The organism is Neisseria perflava (assembly GCF_002863305.2).
Lineage (GTDB): Bacteria > Pseudomonadota > Gammaproteobacteria > Burkholderiales > Neisseriaceae > Neisseria > Neisseria perflava_A.
Window position 1 is genome coordinate 142,810 of the sequence record NZ_CP136962.1, and the last position, 17,081, is coordinate 159,890.

A 17,081-nucleotide genomic window follows, 5' to 3' on the forward strand; every position below is an offset into this window, starting at 1 on the left:
TGTGAGAACGAAATTAAAGATTCTCGTTTCACCGTTCAGACGGCCTTTTGAGATGACTGCTTAGTTCAATTTACCGTGGCACTGTTTGTATTTCAGGCCGCTGCCGCAAGGGCAAGGATCGTTGCGGTGAACAATCAGGCCGTTTTGTGCAAGCGCTTCAGGGCTGAAGTCTGTGCCGTCTGGGTCGAACGCTTCGGTAACCAAATCGGTTTGCGATTGACCGAGCAATTCTTCCATATCAGGCGCATCGGAGTGGACGGTTTGAACATCGCTGACGCTTTGTGCGGCAGTGTGGTCGTATTCATTGTTGCGCTCAATTTGAACGGCAGTCAGCAAAGCGGCAATGTTTTGTTTGATACCGCGCCACAGGTTTTCAAACATGGCGAAAGCTTCGCGTTTGTATTCCTGTTTTGGATTTTTCTGAGCATAGCTGCGCAGATGGATACCTTGGCGCAAGTAGTCCATAGCGGCGAGGTGCTCGCGCCATTGGTTGTCGATAACTTGCAGCATAACATTGCGTTCGAAGTCAGACATAGCCTGTTTGCCGACCAATTCGATTTTTTCGGCATATTCGTCTTCGATACGCTTGATGAGGCGTTCTTTAATGTCTTGGTTGTCCAAAGTGCTGTCTTCTTTCAGCCAGCCTTTAATATCGACATGCAGGCGGAAATCGGCGGCAAGTTGGTGCTCCAGTGCCGGAATGTCCCATTGTTCTTCCATGCTGTCAGGCGGGATGTGGTAATCAACCAAGTCGCTGACAACGTCGGCGCGGATTTCGCGGGTCAAATCGCTGACATCTTTAGTCGTCAGGATTTCGTTACGTTGATGGTAAATCACTTTACGTTGGTCATTGGCAACGTCATCGTATTCCAAAACCTGTTTACGCATATCGAAGTTGCGGCCTTCGACTTTACGTTGCGCGCCTTCGATTTGACGGGTTAGCAGGCCGTGTTCGATGGCAACGCCGCGCTCAGGTGCCAGGCGGTTGAGGATGGCGGCGGCACGGTCGAGTGCAAAGAGGCGTAGCAATGGGTCTTCAAACGACAGATAGAAACGGCTGGAGCCGGGGTCGCCCTGACGGCCGGCACGACCGCGTAACTGGTTGTCGATACGGCGGCTTTCATGGCGTTCTGTACCGATAATGTGCAAACCGCCTGCGGCCACAACTTGGTCGTGTTCGGCTTGCCAACCGCTTTCAAGGGTAGAAATTTGCGCTTGTTTTTGCTGTTCGCTCAGGGTTTCATCGGCATGGATGGCTTCGATTTGATGTTTGAGGTTGCCGCCCAAGACAATATCGGTACCGCGGCCGGCCATGTTGGTGGCAACGGTAATTGCGCCGACTTTACCGGCTTGGGCCACAATCAATGCCTCGCGCTCGTGTTCTTTGGCGTTCAGAACGTTATGCGGCAGACCTGCTTCGTGTAACAAGCGGGAAACCAGTTCGGAGTTTTCGATGCTGGTTGTACCGACCAAAACCGGTTGGCCGTTTTTATGGCATTCGGCGATATCTTTGACAACAGCTTCAAATTTTTCTTCGGCTGAGCGGAAGATTTGGTCGTTGAAGTCTTTACGTTGGACAGGACGGTTGGTCGGGATGATGACGGTTTCGAGGTTGTAAATGCTTTGGAACTCGAAGGCTTCGGTGTCGGCCGTACCGGTCATACCGGACAGTTTGCTGTACAGGCGGAAGTAGTTTTGGAAGGTAATAGATGCAAGCGTTTGGTTTTCGCGTTTGATTTCTACGCCTTCTTTGGCTTCAACGGCTTGGTGCAAGCCTTCGGACCAACGGCGGCCGGCCATCAGACGGCCTGTGAATTCGTCCACAATCACGATTTCACCGTCTTGAATGACGTAGTGTTGGTCTTTGTGGAACAGGGTGTGCGCACGTAATGCCGCCATGAGATGGTGCATCAGGGAAATATTGGCGGCAGAGTAGAGCGAATCGTTTTCCTGCAATAAGCCCATTTGGGTCAGGATTTGCTCGGCGTGTTCGTGACCGGCTTCACTCAGAATAACTTGGTGTGCTTTTTCGTCCACCCAGTAATCGCCTTCGCCTTCTTCGGTTTCTTGGCGGATAAGGTGGGCCGGAACGGCATCCATTACGCGGTAGAGCTGGATGTTGTCATCTGCCTGGCCGGAAATAATCAGCGGCGTACGCGCTTCGTCGATCAGAATAGAGTCCACTTCGTCGACAACGGCAAAGTTCAATTCGCGCTGAACTTTGTCGTATTGGTCGGTAACCATATTGTCGCGCAGGTAGTCGAAACCGAATTCGTTGTTGGTGCCGTAAGTAATGTCGGCACCGTAAGCGGTTTGGCGTTCGAAAGGTTGCAAATCGGCTATAATCACGCCGACGCTCAAGCCTAAGAAATTGTACAACGGCTCCATAATGCCTGCGTCACGGGAGGCGAGGTAGTCATTGACGGTAACGACGTGTACACCTTTTCCTGATAATGCATTCAGGTAAACGGCAAGGGTGGCCACCAATGTTTTACCTTCACCGGTACGCATTTCGGCGATTTTGCCGTTGTGCAGGACCATACCGCCGATCAGTTGTACATCGAAGTGGCGCATGCCCAATACGCGGCGGGATGCCTCGCGGCAGACGGCAAAGGCTTCAACCAAAATATCATCTAGCGTTTGTCCGTCAGCGAGGCGTTGTTTGAATTCGGCGGTTTTGGCCTGTAAATCTGCGTCGCTCAACGCTTTCATCTGTTCTTCGAGTGCATTGATTTTAGCAACGGATTTACGATATTGTTTCAGCAGGCGGTCGTTGCGGCTGCCGAAGATTTTCTTAGCAATGTTTGTCAGCATGAATAATTCCTGCGCCTTGATATAATAGTGGGCGAAATTGGGATTTTAACACAAGCGCTTGTATAACGCGGTAATGCTGTTTGAAATAAAGGCGGTTTTGCTGTATTTCAATTGTAATTGTTTGGTTAATTTACTGAGAGGCCGTCTGAAACTATGGATTTAGCACAATTAGGCAAGCGCGATCATTTACTGGCGGGCTTGTTGCAACAATCGCAACAATGGCGGAAATTGGATGCAAAAATCAAAACGGTTTTGCCGGCCAACCTGCATCCGCATTTTCAGACGGCCTGTATTGAAGACGGAAGACTGGTTTTGCTGGCTGCCAACAATATGGCTGCTTCGCGTTTGAAAATGATCCTGCCTGCCATGTTGCCCAAGTTGCAAGCATTGCATGACGGAATACGGGAAGTGGTGGTCAGGGTGGTCCCCAAACCTCCTCCTCAGCCGAAAACCAACAGCTTGCGATTGAGCGAGGCTGCTTTGGACAGCTTCGATGCGGCTGCGGCCAAATTGGAAGGTAAGCATCCCGAATTGGCAGCGGCATTGGCAGAATTGGTACGCAAGCACAGCCGCTAAATTATGCCGAATGAGATTATGGTTAATAAATGTTAAAACTTATTTCATTTGACCGATAGCATCTAATACTAAAGAAATACGACCTAAACAGTAACTGTTTTCTTTTAGGTAAACTGATGTAAACTTGGCCTGAAACTTTGATTTCGTGTGAAGTTTGTAGCAAAATAACGCCTGAATTTCTTATCGCTCTGCGTGAATAAGTTTAAGTTTGGCATTTGCCTTTGTTAATATATTCGCGCGGGTTCTATTAATAGAACTTAACAAGACTCTCATCATTAGGAGATACATCAATGAAAGCTTATCTGGCTCTGATTTCCGCTGCCGTTATCGGCTTGGCTGCATGCTCTCAAGAAGCTGCAAAACCTGCTGAAGCACCTGCTGCTTCCGCTGCTTCTGAAGCTGCTCCTGCAGAAACTACTGCACCTGCCGATGCCGCTCCTGCCTCTGAAGCTGCTCCAGCCGATGCTGCCGCCGCTCCTGCTGCCGGCAACTGCGCAACTACTGTTGAAGCCAACGACGCTATGCAGTTCAACACTAAAGAAATCCAAGTAAGCAAAGCTTGTAAAGAATTCACCATCACTTTGAAACACACTGGTACCCAACCTAAAGAAAGCATGGGTCACAACATCGTCATCGGTAAAGCCGAAGACATGGACGGTATTTTCAAAGACGGTGCCGGTGCTGCTGCAACTGACTACGTTAAACCTGACGACGCACGCGTTGTTGCCCACACCAAACTGGTTGGCGGCGGCGAAGAAGCTTCCCTGACTCTGGATCCTGCTAAATTGGCTGGCGGCGAATACAAATTCGCTTGTACCTTCCCAGGTCACGGTGCTTTGATGAATGGTAAAGTTACTTTGGTTGACTAATCCGCATTAAGCTTAAAAACAGACAGCCTGCCTTGCGCAGGCTGTTTTGTTATAATCTGGAAACATTAATTTAAGAATAAAACCTCAAAACCATGAATCCGTTTGAAACCAAAAGCGTTACTTTTGCCGAACCCATTGAAATGCTGTACGCCTGTCATGGCAAAGTGCGCCGTTTCTGCAGCCAGGTTGCCATGTTGTCGGACTATATTGCCGAAAACGGCTGCAATCAAATCGTTTTGCAAACCATCCGCCAGATTGCCCAATATTTTAATGTTGCCGCGCCGTTGCACCATGAAGACGAAGAGGAAAATTTCTTCCCGCTTCTATTGCAATATGCGCCGCAAGCTCAAGAAAGCGTTGACGAGCTTTTGCGCCAACATATCAGTCTGCACAACAACTGGGACGGCGTAGCGGCTGAATTTGCCAAGCTTGAAGCGGACAACGCCTATGTCCCCGATGCGGAAACGTTCAAACGCTTTGTCGCGGGATATGATGTTCATCTGGCGATTGAAGAGCCGCTGTTTGATATGGGCAAAACCTTTATCCCCAAAGAAAAACTGACCGAAATCGGTGAAATTATGGCCGCACGTCGCCGCAAATAAGGTTGTCTGAAACAATCGTCTTAAGGAATACACTATGCTGACCCCAAAAAGTTGCGATTTGTTCAATATCCCTTTTTTCCAGTTTTCCCAGCTTAAAAAATACCAGCCTGAAAGCATTCCGCAAATCAAGGCAGACTATAAAGAAAACTGGCAGGTATGGCAGCAGCTAATCCAGCAGGTTGCCGCCGAATTGGGTGCACCGTTTGCGCCGCCGCATATCGAACGCTGGTGTAACGGCTGGCAGGTACGCGCTCATTTTTTTGCCTATTTTAAATACGAACAATATAAAAATTCCGCAGCGATTTTATCGATTTTGCTCAACCGCCGCCGTTTGAGCGTCAGCTTGGACTGGCATTGCTATAAAGCCGATGTCTCCCCCATTGCGCTGCCTGATTACAACCGCTGGCTGGATAATTTTGACACTGAAAAATACGCTTCATTCGATATGTGGCACGGTGCGGAAAGCGAATATGACGACTACCGCACCGTCGCCCAACAAAGCGACGGCGATAGAAAGCTTCGAGACGACAAAGATTTCTTCTGTATCGGGAAGCACATCGAACGCGATGATTTGGGCAAGCAGGATGTTGCGAAATGGATAGCGGAAACAGTGGAAGAATTACTGCCGCTTTATGAAGCTTGCCATGGAAAATAACTCAGAATACCGAAAGGCAGACTGCCTATTCAGTATCTTCAAATAAACTCAAGGCCGTCTGAAAATTATATTCAGAACGTTTCAGACGGTCTGTTTCTCAAAGTGAACAAATATGACCGAAACTCAATCCCTAGAGCTTGCCAAAGAGCTGATTTCCCGCCCATCCGTTACCCCCGACGACCGGGATTGCCAAAAACTGCTTGCCGAACGCCTGCACAAAATCGGTTTTGCGGCTGAAGAACTCCATTTCGGCGACACCAAAAACATCTGGTTTCGACGCGGCACGAAAGCCCCCGTCGTCTGTTTTGCAGGGCATACCGACGTTGTACCGACAGGCCCTGTTGAAAAATGGGATTCGCCCCCGTTCGAGCCGACCGAGCGCAACGGAAGATTATACGGGCGCGGCGCGGCGGATATGAAAACCAGCATCGCCTGTTTCGTTACCGCCTGCGAACGCTTCGTTGCCGAATATCCCGATCATCAAGGCAGCATTGTGCTTCTGATTACTTCCGACGAAGAGGGCGACGCGCTGGACGGCACGACCAAAGTCGTCGATGTGTTGAAAGCGCGCGACGAGCTTATCGACTACTGCATCGTCGGCGAACCGACCGCCGTGGACAAATTGGGCGATATGATTAAAAACGGCCGGCGCGGCTCGCTGTCGGGCAATCTGACTGTCAAAGGCAAGCAAGGCCATATTGCCTATCCGCATTTGGCAATCAATCCCGTCCATACTTTTGCACCGGCCTTGTTAGAGTTAACGCAGGAAGTCTGGGACGAAGGCAACGAATACTTCCCGCCGACCAGTTTCCAGATTTCCAATATCAACGGCGGCACAGGCGCGACCAACGTCATTCCGGGCGAGCTGAACGTCAAATTCAATTTCCGTTTCTCTACCGAGTCCACCGAAGAAGAGCTGAAACAACGCGTCCACGCCATTTTGGACAAGCACGGCGTGCAATACGATTTGCAGTGGTCTTGCTCAGGTCAGCCGTTTTTAACTCAGGCAGGAAAACTGACCGACGTGGCACGCGAAGCCATTGCCGAGATTTGTGGTGTTGAGGCCGAATTGTCCACCACCGGCGGCACTTCGGACGGACGCTTCATCAAAGCCATTGCCAAAGAACTCATCGAGTTAGGCCCGTCTAACGCGACCATCCACCAAATCAATGAAAACGTGCGGCTGGACGATATTCCGAAGTTGTCGGCGGTGTATGAAGGTATATTGAAACGCCTGTTGAAGTGAAAAGGCCGTACCGTAGGCTTTGAAAAACGATAGGGCGATACGATTCTTTTGCTCTTTCGGTTTTCTCTTAAGTTATCGATAATTGAACAAGGCAAAATATGATTACTCTGCCTTCTTTAAACGAGCTTCCATTAAAGTGGAATGAAATCCGCGAGCGACTGGAAACCGATTTTCCCACCGACCTCGAAACCCTGATGTATGAATGTTTGACGGAACACGAAGCCAAGCAGTTCGAGCAGGATTTTATCGACCGTATCGGCTGCACGCCCGAAGAATATGTCCGTATCCGCCGAGCCATCCGTCTGTTGGAAGCGATTTATCCCGACAGTCCGAACGAACTGACCGCTGCCGCCATTGTCACGCCTTTGGGCGAGATGCTGGCGGTGTTCGGCAGCAGGGGTTTGTGTTTGCTGGAATTTGTCGGGCAGAAACATATGGAACAGGAAATCATGGCTGTCCAAAAAGCTTTACGCGGGCAGTTTATTTTTCAAGAAAATGAGCAAACGCAACTTTTACGCCAAGAATTGGATTTATACTTCCAAGGCCGTCTGAAAGTTTTTGCGACACCTTTGGAAACGATAGGTACAGCCTTTCAGCAGCAGGTATGGAATGCACTGCTGACCATTCCTTACGGCGAAACGCGCAGCTACAAGGAGCAGGCGCAACAGTTGGGTAATCCTAAAGCCATTCGTGCCGTTGCCGCTGCAAACGGGCAGAACAAGGTGTCTATCTTGATTCCCTGCCACCGCGTTATCGGTAGCGACGGTAAGCTGACCGGCTACGCAGGCGGTTTGAACCGCAAACAATCGTTGCTTGCCTTGGAGCGAGGCGAGGTTCAGACGGCCTTGTTTTGAGAGGATAAGAGGCTGCATTAGGGGCAGGCTTCGCACGCTGAAAAATTGAGTAGCAGAAGGTCGGGGAAACCCGGAAAAATCTGCATGGAGAAAAATGTTGGGCAATGCCCACGCTAGAAAAAGAGAAATAAGACATGAGCCTGAAAAACCGCCATTTTTTAAAACTTTTGGATTTTACGCCGGAAGAAATTACCACCTATCTCGACCTTGCAGCCGAATTGAAGGCTGCTAAAAAAGCAGGGCGCGAAGTGCAGCGGATGAAGGGGAAAAACATTGCTCTGATTTTCGAGAAAACATCAACCCGCACCCGTTGCGCGTTTGAAGTGGCCGCACGTGATCAAGGTGCAGGGGTAACTTATCTGGAGCCGTCTGCCAGCCAAATCGGGCATAAGGAAAGCATTAAGGATACGGCGCGTGTTTTGGGGCGGATGTTTGACGGTATCGAATATCGCGGCTTTGGACAGGATGTGGTGGAAGAGCTGGCCAAGTATGCAGGCGTACCTGTATTCAATGGTTTGACCAACGAGTTCCACCCGACTCAAATGCTAGCTGATGCGCTGACGATGCGTGAGCATAGCAACAAACCTTTGAACCAAATTGCGTTTGCCTACGTCGGTGATGCGCGTTACAACATGGCCAATTCGTTGCTGGTGTTGGCTGCAAAACTGGGCATGGACGTGCGTATTGGTGCACCGAAAAGCCTGTGGCCGTCTGAAAACATTATCGAGACGGTGCAGGCTGTTGCCAAAGAGACCGGCGGACGGATTCTGTTGACGGAGAATGCTCAGGAAGCCGTGAAAGGCGTGGATTTTATCCATACCGATGTGTGGGTCAGCATGGGCGAACCTAAAGAGGCTTGGCAGGAACGTATCGATTTGCTGAAAAATTACCGCGTTACGCCTGAATTGATGGCGGCGGCGGAAAATCCGCAAGTCAAGTTTATGCATTGCCTGCCTGCTTTCCATAATCGCGAAACCAAAGTCGGCGAATGGATTTATGAGACATTCGGCCTGAATGGTGTGGAAGTAACGGAAGAAGTCTTTGAAAGCGAAGCCAGTATTGTGTTTGATCAGGCAGAAAACCGGATGCATACGATTAAAGCGGTGATGGTAGCGGCATTGGGCGATTGAGTTTTGCGCTCAACACTGCTTACTGCTTCATTTAATAGAGATTAAATAAAGGCCGTCTGAAAGAAAGATTTTCAGACGGCCTTGTTGTTTGATTGGGGTTTATTGCCAAATCAGGACTTTGGGTTCGGGCGTTACTTGATAGCCTTCTTGGCGCAATAGTTCGATTAAGCCTTTTTCGCTGGGTAAATGGGCAATGCCGACAGCAAAGAGGGTGCTTTGTTTGGCGGATTGCTTGCGGATTTCAGGCAGCCATGCCTGGTTGCGGCGGATCAGGAGGTCGTTTTTCAGCCAATCGGACATGGCTTTGGCGTACTTGGTATCAACAAGTTTGAGGGTGCGCTGTTCGGTTTCTTCCAAAAGTGGAATGAGTTCTTCAAAGCGGCCGTCTGAATAGGCTTGATGGAGTTTTTTGATATCTTCGGTTTCTTCTTTATTGGTTTTAATGCTGGCTTTCAGAAAGTTGAGCATGGTCTCTTCAGGCTGTGCTTTGAAGATTGCGGAAACTTCGTCCAAGCTTTCTAATGAACCACGCGGTTTGTTGATATTGACTGCTGCGTTGGTCAGCAACATATCTGCACCGGTTTCTGCGCTATATCCTTGGGGAAATGAACTGCCGACAAAGACTAATGCCGCCCACGGATGGAGTTTGTCGGCAATTTGGGCAATGGGTCGGCTTTCTTCATTTTTTGAATAGATTTCTTGTAAAAGACGGAAATCTGTTTTGCCAAGCTTGCGGCTAAGCGGTTCGGTACTCATGACTTCTTTGAAGTATTTTTGATACATTCTTTTTGTTTCCGGACTGCTGTCCGGCAATGCGTCAACTTCTGTGGTCAGTTGGTCGGTGGATTGCAATAGTTTGAGGGCATCGGGAGACAAGGTTTGATTGGTTTGCCCCATGTGGATGGTGCCGAGCAGATAGGAGTCTGGTTGGCCTTCTTTGCTGATTTTCCAAACATTGCTGGTCAGTTTAGGCTGTTGCCAGTTGAGTTCGGCAGGTTTGTTGTCGGATGAAGTTGCGGAGGGTTTGCAGGCACCCAAGGCGAGGGCGGTCAATGGCACAAGTAGGCAGGCAAGCAGTTTTTTCATGTTTTTCCTTATTGTGGTGTGCGGTAGGCAAGGGCAATTTAGAAATCGAGCAGGTTTTGAACCGGATGTTCGCCCGTGTCGGGCTTTTCTGTTTTGCGGTTGCGGATTTTGGCTTTCCTGAGGGATAGAAGGTGCATGACTTGATGCTTTTGGCTGTCGGTCATCTGGAGCCAGTACAAGCGCTCTTCCCGGCTGCGCAGGCAGCCTTTGCAATAACCTTTGGCATTGGCTTCGCAGACACCTATACAGGGACTGGGGATGGGGAAAAAATCAGGTTGTTCCATATTTTAAAAGTGTTTGAGACAAGAGACCGGACAAACCAAAATTGCAGACTGCATTCGTATTTATCTAAACACGATCGGTGTATCCAGCAGGGTTCCTAATATCCAATTGAGTTGATCATTTCAATAAGTTTATATCTGCCAACCTAGGCATAAAAAACCTAAGAGAAACCATAAATATATCGCAGAAGAAGTCAGTATCTTCCCTATCGTCAGATTTTTCCAATAAAACCCAAGTAAGAACATTATAAAAATTAAAGGAATTCCAATATAAATATAATATTTAAGCAAACCTAATTCACTGAACACGTTTATAACAGAATAGAGACCGACAAATCCACCTGACCAAAAAACAATTATTGCCGGCCCTAAGAAAATGGCTGTTATTAAATGAGGGAGGAGTAAGATTTTTATCCATTCTTTATATTTGTTATTCATTTTATATCTTGTACTGCAATGGTATCGTATCGATTCAAATGGGGGAGCAAAGTGTTTAGTAACATCTCCAAGAACAATTACGGTATGTTTGGCAGAATCATGTTTTAATACATATTTGGAGTTCTGCTATTTTTTGATTTTCAGACGACCTATGTGTAGCCCCAACTATCTGCATTTTATGACTTAATCAGTTTGCGCAAAGACTGATTGTTGTATTTGATATCGGCAATCAGCCGGTCATATTGGTGCATTCTACGGAGCGAGCGGGTAATCAGATAGACCGAGAAAATAATCAAGCTGATGTTCATCAGACTGACCAGTACGAGCAAAGGCCAAACATCAACGGCCTCGTACCATTTCGATGTCGCAATCAGCGCACTGAAAATAGACAAAGGGAGTGCGAAAACGGCAATACCTGTACGCATGATAGCAAGTGCCGTGCGTTTTTCAGCAAGGAGAAGCTGTACTTGATTGATGCTGAGGATATCGTTTTGCTGTTCGGTAACCATAGGATACGCGCCTATACAAATTAACTTTGAATTCTGATAAAGCGGAAAATATGGTTTTATGTTACCCGAAAGTATTGAAAATAAAAACAAAGGTCGTCTGAAAATTTTCAGACGACCTTTCCCATTTCTGTTTATACGGTTTGCGAGTATTTGGCTTTGGTTTCTTTATGGCGCAAATGGTAGTCGAACACCATGGCGATGTTGCGGATCAGGAAACGGCCCTTCGGCGTAACGGTCAGGCCGTGCGGTTTGAGGCGGACCAGACCGAGGGTTTCCAGTTGTTTCATATCTTCCAGTTCCGCTACAAAATAGCGGCTAAACGGAATGCCGAACACGCTTTCGTAAATTTGATAATCAAGCGAGAAGCGGCACATCAAATCCTGAATGATGTTGCGGCGCAGAATGTCGTCTTGATTAAGCTGGTAGCCGCGCATAATCGGTAGATATCCGGCATCGAGTGCGGCGTAATAGGCATCGATGTCGCGCTCGTTTTGGGAGTAGGTGCTGCCGATTTTGCCGATAGAGGAGACGCCGATCGCCACCAAGTCGCAGTCGGCATAGGTCGAGTAGCCTTGGAAGTTGCGTTGCAGGAAGCCTTCTTTGAGGGCGATGGAGAGTTCATCATCAGGTTTGGCAAAGTGGTCCATACCGATGAAAACGTAGCCGCGCTCAGTCAGGGTTTGGACGCAATATTGCAGCATATCGAGTTTTTCTTCGCTGCCGGGGACAACATTGGTGTCGATACGGCGTTGCGGTTTGAAGATATGCGGCAGGTGGGCGTAGTGGTAAAGGGCAAGGCGGTCGGGATCGAGGGATAAGACCGTATCGATGGTGGTTTTGATGCTTTCGGTGTTTTGGTGCGGCAGGCCGTAAATCAAATCGACGCTGACTGATTTAAACCCGGCTTCACGCGCGGCATCAATCACTTCTTTGGTTTCTTCGTAGCTTTGGATACGGTTGACGGCTGCCTGCACTTTAGGGTCAAAGTCTTGAATGCCTACACTCATGCGGTTGAAACCGAGTTTGCCCAACTTGAGGACGGTTTCGCGGCTGACTTTGCGCGGGTCGATTTCGATGGAGTATTCGCCGTTGGGGATGAGCTGGAAGTATTTGCGGATCATTTCGAAGACGCGTTCGAGTTGGTCGTCGCTCAGGAATGTGGGCGTGCCGCCACCGAAGTGGAGCTGCGCGAGCTGGTGTCTTCCGCCTAAATGCGGTGCCAGCAATTCCATTTCTTTTTCCAGATACTGGATATAGGCATCGGCACGGCTTTTGTCTTTGGTAATGATTTTATTGCAGCCGCAGTAATAGCAGATGGTATTGCAGAAGGGAATGTGGATGTAGAGTGAAAGGGGTTTGTTGAGCGCGCCCATGTTGCGCAGGTTTAAAGCTTGGATATATTCGGCTTCTTTAAAGCCTTCATGGAAGCGGTCGGCGGTCGGATAGGATGTATAACGTGGACCGCTTGATGGCAAACTGGCAATCAATTCGCGGTCGAATTCCGGTAATTCATTGTTTGTGTTGGTGTTATTTGAGATGGGGATGATTTTCATGGTCGGGGCTTGTAGTATGAAGTAAGGAAATTAGGGAAAATTTTAGTCAAAATTTCGATAGTTTGGTAGAATGCCTCATAATGATATGCCGACTTTGACATGGGTCAATAGTTATTCGGCTTAATCAGGGATTGAGAGAACTAAGCAAATTAAAGGTGCGTTATGGCTACACACAATGCAACACATCAAATGAAAACCTTGTGTTCCACATGTTCTTTACGCGAGCTGTGTTTGCCTGTCGGACTGATGCCTAACGAATTTTCACAATTAGACGCGGTTATTCGTCAAAGCCGCCGTCTGAAAAAAGGTGAATACCTGTTCCGTGCCGGCGAGCCGTTTACCTCTTTGTTTGCCATCCGTGCGGGCTTCTTTAAGACAACAGTCGCCAGCCAAGATGGACGAGATCAGGTAACCGGCTTTTTTATGTCGGGCGAGCTGATCGGTATGGATGGGATTTGTTCCCATATTCACAGCTGTGATGCTGTGGCTTTGGAAGACAGCGAGGTATGCGAGCTTCCGTTTACACATATTGAAGAACTTGGACAGGATATTCCCAGTCTTCGTTCTCACTTTTTCCGCTTAATGAGTCGCGAAATTGTTCGAGATCAGGGCGTTATGTTGCTTTTGGGCAATATGCGCGCTGAAGAGCGATTGGCGGCATTCTTGCTCAACTTGTCCCAGCGTCTCTATTCACGAGGTTTTGCCGCTAATGATTTTATTTTGCGGATGTCGCGTGAGGAAATCGGCAGCTATTTGGGGCTGAAACTGGAAACAGTCAGCCGCACCTTGTCTAAATTCCATCATGAAGGCTTGATTTCGGTTGAACACAAGCACATCAAAATCTTAGATGCGACAACCTTGAAGAAAATGGTTTCCGGTTGTTCGCACGCTATCTGAATCTTAGGCCGTCTGAAATATTTCAGACGGCCTTTTTAACAAGAATTAAAGAATAATTGTTAAGTTACGCAAGTGATAGTCAGATATTAAATTGAAAAATCTTCAACAACCGGCGTGTACAGAATGCGGTTGACTACTTCTCTGGTCAGTTTCGGTGCAAACATCTGGATAAAGTCATACGCGTAACCGCGCAGGTAGGTATCGGTGCGTAAGGCTATCCAAGTGGGTGACGGTTCAAATAAGTGTGCCGCATCAATCAGCTGTAAATCTTGATCGACTGCGGGATCGTACGCCATTTTCGCCATTAACCCAACGCCCAAACCTAAGCGGACATACGTCTTCAATACATCTGTATCGGCAGCCGATAAGGCAACATCAGGTTGCTCAATATGCGCTTTATTAAATGTACGCGCAATGCTGCTGCCGGAATTAAAAGCAAATTCGTAAGTAACCAGCGGAAAAGAAGCCAAATCTTCAAGGCTTAAAGGATTGCGGCAGTCCAAAAGAGGGTGGTCATGCGGAACAATGACGGCATGGTTCCATTCATAGCAGGGCAGTTTGCCCAACTCAGGATGATCATCAATCTGTTCGGTAATAATTGCCAAATCAGCTTCGCCGCTGCTGACCATTTGCGCAATGGCAGAAGGGCTGCCTTGTTTGATGGTCAAATTGACCTTGGGGTAGTTTTTGACAAATTCCGCAACGATTTTGGGCAAGGCATAACGCGCCTGGGTATGCGTTGTCGCGATGGTCAGCGAGCCGCTGTCATGATCGGTAAACTCGCTGCCGATATTTTTAATGTTTTGTACATCGCGCAAAATTCGTTCCGAAATTTCTAACACGGCTTTGCCCGGTTGCGAAACGGAAACCACACGCTTGCCGCTGCGGATAAAAATTTGGATACCCAATTCTTCTTCAAGCAGGCGGATTTGTTTGGAAATGCCGGGTTGGGATGTAAAAAGCGCATCGGCAGCCTCGGAGACATTCAGATTGTGCCGGTAAACTTCAAGGGCGTAACGTAATTGTTGCAGTTTCATGGTAGCAGTATCGGATACGTTGTTATTGTGGATTTTGTGCGACAAACGGTCTGTAATTTAACATATTTTGCCCGGTTTTGCCCTGAGTTTTGAAAACGCTTGTTTTTAATGAAAATATCTTTTAATGATATGAAAACAGGAAATCTGTGAATGAAAGGGGGATGAAGTTTTGTTGTTTTTGTACAACTTGGAGCGGGTGAATTGGCTGATTTTGCCCTAAATTAATGACACAAGATTGATTTTTCGGCATGATTAACTACTAGGAAGCAGGCACTTCATAATTGTTTGAAGGCATCGAGTATTGACAGTTTGCCTTGCGCTTCTTTATAGTGCAACCTGATATATCCGATTTGCCGCTGTTTTGATACTGCGGCCTGTATATTGGTACTTTGCAGCGGTTGCTTTCCTAGTCCGCCGCATAACAATTTGATGAGGGAATAAAATGACCAAACAGCTGAAATTAAGCGCATTGTTCGTTGCCTTGGTTGCCTCTGGCACCGCTATGGCCAGCGAAGCGCATACCAAACACGGTTACACCGTAAGCAGCCAATCTCAAGAAATCGTCCGTAACAACTACGGCGAATGCTGGAAAAACAGCTACTTCGACAAAGCTACCCAAGGCCGTGTTGAATGTGGTGACCGCGAAGCAGTTGCTCCTGTACAACAAGCTCCTGAGTATGTTGATGAAACTGTTTCCCTGTCTTCTAAAACTCTGTTCGGCTTCGACAAAGACAACCTCCGTCCTGAAGCTCAAGAAAACCTCAACGCTTTGGCCCAACGCCTGAGCAACGAAAGCGTACAAACCGTACGTGTTGAAGGTCATACCGACTTCATGGGTTCTGAACAATACAACCAAGCTCTGTCTGAGCGTCGTGCCAACGTAGTTGCTAACTACTTGGTAGGCCGTGGCGTTGCTTCTAGCAAAATCTCTGCAGTAGGTCTGGGCGAATCTCAAGCTCAAATGACTGCTACTTGTGAAGCTGAAGTTGCTAAACTGGGCAAAAAAGTTTCTAAAGCTAAGAAACGTGCTGCTCTTATCGCTTGTATCGAACCTGACCGTCGCGTTGATGTTAAAATCCGCAGCGTTGTTACTCGTCAAGTTGCTCCAGGTCAAACTATCGAAGGTCAAGGCGAATTGCCTGCTACTGATGAAGGTTGGATCCCAGCTCCTTACAATGGCGTTCACGGTTACGCTAAACCTTAATTGGTTTGTGAAAAATGCCCTGCAATATGCAGGGCATTTTTTTTATGGCTTATATTTGAATAATCAGGAAATTCATGATTCAAAATAAAAGGCCGTCTGAAAGATTTATTTTCAGACGGCCTTTTATTAAAACAGCTTAGTTTGGCTTGGGCCATTTCCATACGCAAACAGCGGCGAGTATTGTGCAAATCAAAAAGATGATACTGGATAAGCCGTGCCAAACACCGAATGTTCCGCCTACTAGGGACAGCAGCCAGTTATCCAGCCCGTACTTGTGTGCCTCGATAACCGGCGTAACCAAAAGATGGTTGCAGGCTAAGAGTAGCTAAAGTACTAAGATCCACCAAGAAAGTGAGGCCAGCTGTTTTCTGAAAAAGGCATAGGCTGCGCCAAAAATAACTAGACCACATATCGCTGTAATAGCAAACAAAATGCCGGCAATTTCTCCTGCCTGCATTTTGGGCAGGAGGCGGAACAGGATCAGGGCAGTAACATAGCCTGCTGTCAGCTGCATACCAAGCCACATGGCGGCAGCGGTTTGGATAATTTTGTATAGTAGATTCATTATGCTTCTCCTGGGAAGATTTTATTTTCTTTAATTATGGTGTTTTTAGGTACAGCAAAAGGCCGTCTGAAAATGTTTTCAGACGGCCTTTTGTTTATTTAAATATATTGCACGGCAATGATGTCATATTCACGCACGCCACCGGGTGCTTGAACTTCTGCAATATCGCCTTCTTCTTTGCCGATTAGGGCACGGGCAATGGGGGAGCCAACGTAGATTTTGCGTTCTTTGATGTCTGCTTCATCTTCACCGACGATTTGGTAGGTAACTTGTTCTTCAGTTTCCAAATCTTCCAGTGTCACAGTTGTGCCGAATACGATTTTGCCTTCGGCGTGGATTTCGGCAGGGTTGATGATGTGCGCCATAGAGAGTTTGTGTTCCAACTCGGCGATGCGGCCTTCGATAAAGCCTTGACGCTCTTTGGCGGCTTCGTATTCTGCGTTTTCAGACAAGTCGCCGTGCGAACGTGCTTCGGCGATGGCTTCAATGACTTCTGGGCGTGCTACGCTTTTGAGGTGTTGAAGTTCTTGTTTCAACAATTCTGCACCACGGACGGTCAAAGGGATTTTTTGCATTGAGTTCTCCATGAAAGCATGATGATGCTTTTAAAATTTTATCCGGCCACGCGCGGTAGCCGGATTGGAAATAAAAATACAAGCCGCCAAAGCTTGGCGGCTTGATGAATAAATAAGTAATGCCTGTATTCTACCAAATTCTGCCGAAACCGCAATGATTAAAACGGATTTTCAGTAAAGTGTTGTTTTC

General features: G+C 47.8%; 16 protein-coding genes and 1 pseudogene. 9 read left to right on the plus strand and 8 right to left on the minus strand.

Annotation, left to right across the window (positions count from 1 at the left end; translation table 11 throughout):
- Window positions 1–60: 60 nt before the first annotated feature.
- On the minus strand, window positions 61–2,814 hold the full coding sequence (secA, locus tag CYJ98_RS00625; protein ID WP_101755893.1) for a preprotein translocase subunit SecA: 2,754 nt from the start codon (window positions 2,812–2,814) through the stop codon (window positions 61–63).
- Between the two features lie 153 nt (window positions 2,815–2,967).
- Between secA and CYJ98_RS00630 the strand changes: the two genes are divergently transcribed.
- The 7 genes from CYJ98_RS00630 (at window position 2,968) to argF (ending at window position 8,746) form a co-directional block, all read left to right on the plus strand.
- Complete coding sequence (locus CYJ98_RS00630; RefSeq protein ID WP_101755894.1) at window positions 2,968–3,390, plus strand: DciA family protein; 423 nt, start codon at window positions 2,968–2,970, stop codon at window positions 3,388–3,390.
- A 290-nt stretch (window positions 3,391–3,680) separates the two neighbouring features.
- Entirely contained in the window at window positions 3,681–4,259 is a 579-nt protein-coding gene (gene azu / locus CYJ98_RS00635; RefSeq protein WP_003748712.1) for an azurin, read from the plus strand.
- Between the two features lie 92 nt (window positions 4,260–4,351).
- Complete coding sequence (locus CYJ98_RS00640; RefSeq protein WP_101755895.1) at window positions 4,352–4,861, plus strand: hemerythrin domain-containing protein; 510 nt, start codon at window positions 4,352–4,354, stop codon at window positions 4,859–4,861.
- Window positions 4,862–4,895: 34 nt separating this feature from the next.
- Complete coding sequence (locus CYJ98_RS00645) at window positions 4,896–5,516, plus strand: glucose-6-phosphate 1-dehydrogenase family protein (protein ID WP_101755896.1); 621 nt, start codon at window positions 4,896–4,898, stop codon at window positions 5,514–5,516.
- A 112-nt stretch (window positions 5,517–5,628) separates the two neighbouring features.
- Window positions 5,629–6,762, plus strand: a complete 1,134-nt coding sequence (dapE, locus tag CYJ98_RS00650; RefSeq protein ID WP_101755897.1) for a succinyl-diaminopimelate desuccinylase — start codon at window positions 5,629–5,631, stop codon at window positions 6,760–6,762.
- A 98-nt stretch (window positions 6,763–6,860) separates the two neighbouring features.
- Entirely contained in the window at window positions 6,861–7,616 is a 756-nt protein-coding gene (locus tag CYJ98_RS00655) for a methylated-DNA--[protein]-cysteine S-methyltransferase (protein ID WP_101755898.1), read from the plus strand.
- A 134-nt stretch (window positions 7,617–7,750) separates the two neighbouring features.
- Window positions 7,751–8,746 (plus strand): ornithine carbamoyltransferase, encoded by a 996-nt coding sequence (gene argF / locus CYJ98_RS00660; protein WP_101755899.1) that lies wholly within the window; start codon window positions 7,751–7,753, stop codon window positions 8,744–8,746.
- A gap of 99 nt (window positions 8,747–8,845) precedes the next feature.
- On the opposite strand, the gene CYJ98_RS00665 is transcribed toward argF, so the two are convergent.
- The 4 genes from CYJ98_RS00665 to hemN all read right to left on the minus strand — a co-directional run bounded on the left by CYJ98_RS00665 (window position 8,846) and on the right by hemN (window position 12,613).
- Window positions 8,846–9,832, minus strand: a complete 987-nt coding sequence (locus CYJ98_RS00665; RefSeq protein ID WP_101755900.1) for a TraB/GumN family protein — start codon at window positions 9,830–9,832, stop codon at window positions 8,846–8,848.
- A 38-nt stretch (window positions 9,833–9,870) separates the two neighbouring features.
- The gene (locus CYJ98_RS00670) at window positions 9,871–10,116 is read right to left on the minus strand and encodes a DUF1289 domain-containing protein (RefSeq protein ID WP_101755901.1); all 246 of its coding nucleotides are present in this window, start codon (window positions 10,114–10,116) and stop codon (window positions 9,871–9,873) included.
- A gap of 611 nt (window positions 10,117–10,727) precedes the next feature.
- Window positions 10,728–11,060 carry a hypothetical protein gene (locus CYJ98_RS00675; RefSeq protein ID WP_049331146.1) on the minus strand — a complete coding sequence of 111 codons (333 nt, stop codon included), beginning with the start codon at window positions 11,058–11,060 and terminating at the stop codon, window positions 10,728–10,730.
- Window positions 11,061–11,191: 131 nt separating this feature from the next.
- On the minus strand, window positions 11,192–12,613 hold the full coding sequence (hemN, locus tag CYJ98_RS00680; protein WP_101755903.1) for an oxygen-independent coproporphyrinogen III oxidase: 1,422 nt from the start codon (window positions 12,611–12,613) through the stop codon (window positions 11,192–11,194).
- Window positions 12,614–12,775: 162 nt separating this feature from the next.
- Here hemN and fnr point away from each other — a divergent pair, with 162 nt between their 5' ends.
- Window positions 12,776–13,510 (plus strand): fumarate/nitrate reduction transcriptional regulator Fnr, encoded by a 735-nt coding sequence (gene fnr, locus CYJ98_RS00685; RefSeq protein WP_039862092.1) that lies wholly within the window; start codon window positions 12,776–12,778, stop codon window positions 13,508–13,510.
- 86 nt (window positions 13,511–13,596) lie between these two features.
- Here fnr and CYJ98_RS00690 read toward each other — a convergent pair whose 3' ends face one another.
- The gene (locus CYJ98_RS00690) at window positions 13,597–14,547 is read right to left on the minus strand and encodes a CysB family HTH-type transcriptional regulator (protein ID WP_101755945.1); all 951 of its coding nucleotides are present in this window, start codon (window positions 14,545–14,547) and stop codon (window positions 13,597–13,599) included.
- A gap of 442 nt (window positions 14,548–14,989) precedes the next feature.
- On the opposite strand from CYJ98_RS00690, the gene CYJ98_RS00695 reads away from it, so the two are divergent.
- A complete protein-coding gene (locus CYJ98_RS00695) occupies window positions 14,990–15,751 on the plus strand; it encodes an OmpA family protein (RefSeq protein ID WP_063069187.1) in 762 nt (253 codons plus the stop codon).
- Between the two features lie 136 nt (window positions 15,752–15,887).
- Here the strand turns inward: CYJ98_RS00695 and CYJ98_RS00700 are convergent.
- Window positions 15,888–16,316: pseudogene (locus tag CYJ98_RS00700) on the minus strand (DUF4149 domain-containing protein).
- Window positions 16,317–16,414: 98 nt separating this feature from the next.
- The gene (gene greA, locus CYJ98_RS00705; protein ID WP_101755904.1) at window positions 16,415–16,891 is read right to left on the minus strand and encodes a transcription elongation factor GreA; all 477 of its coding nucleotides are present in this window, start codon (window positions 16,889–16,891) and stop codon (window positions 16,415–16,417) included.
- Window positions 16,892–17,081: the final 190 nt, after the last annotated feature.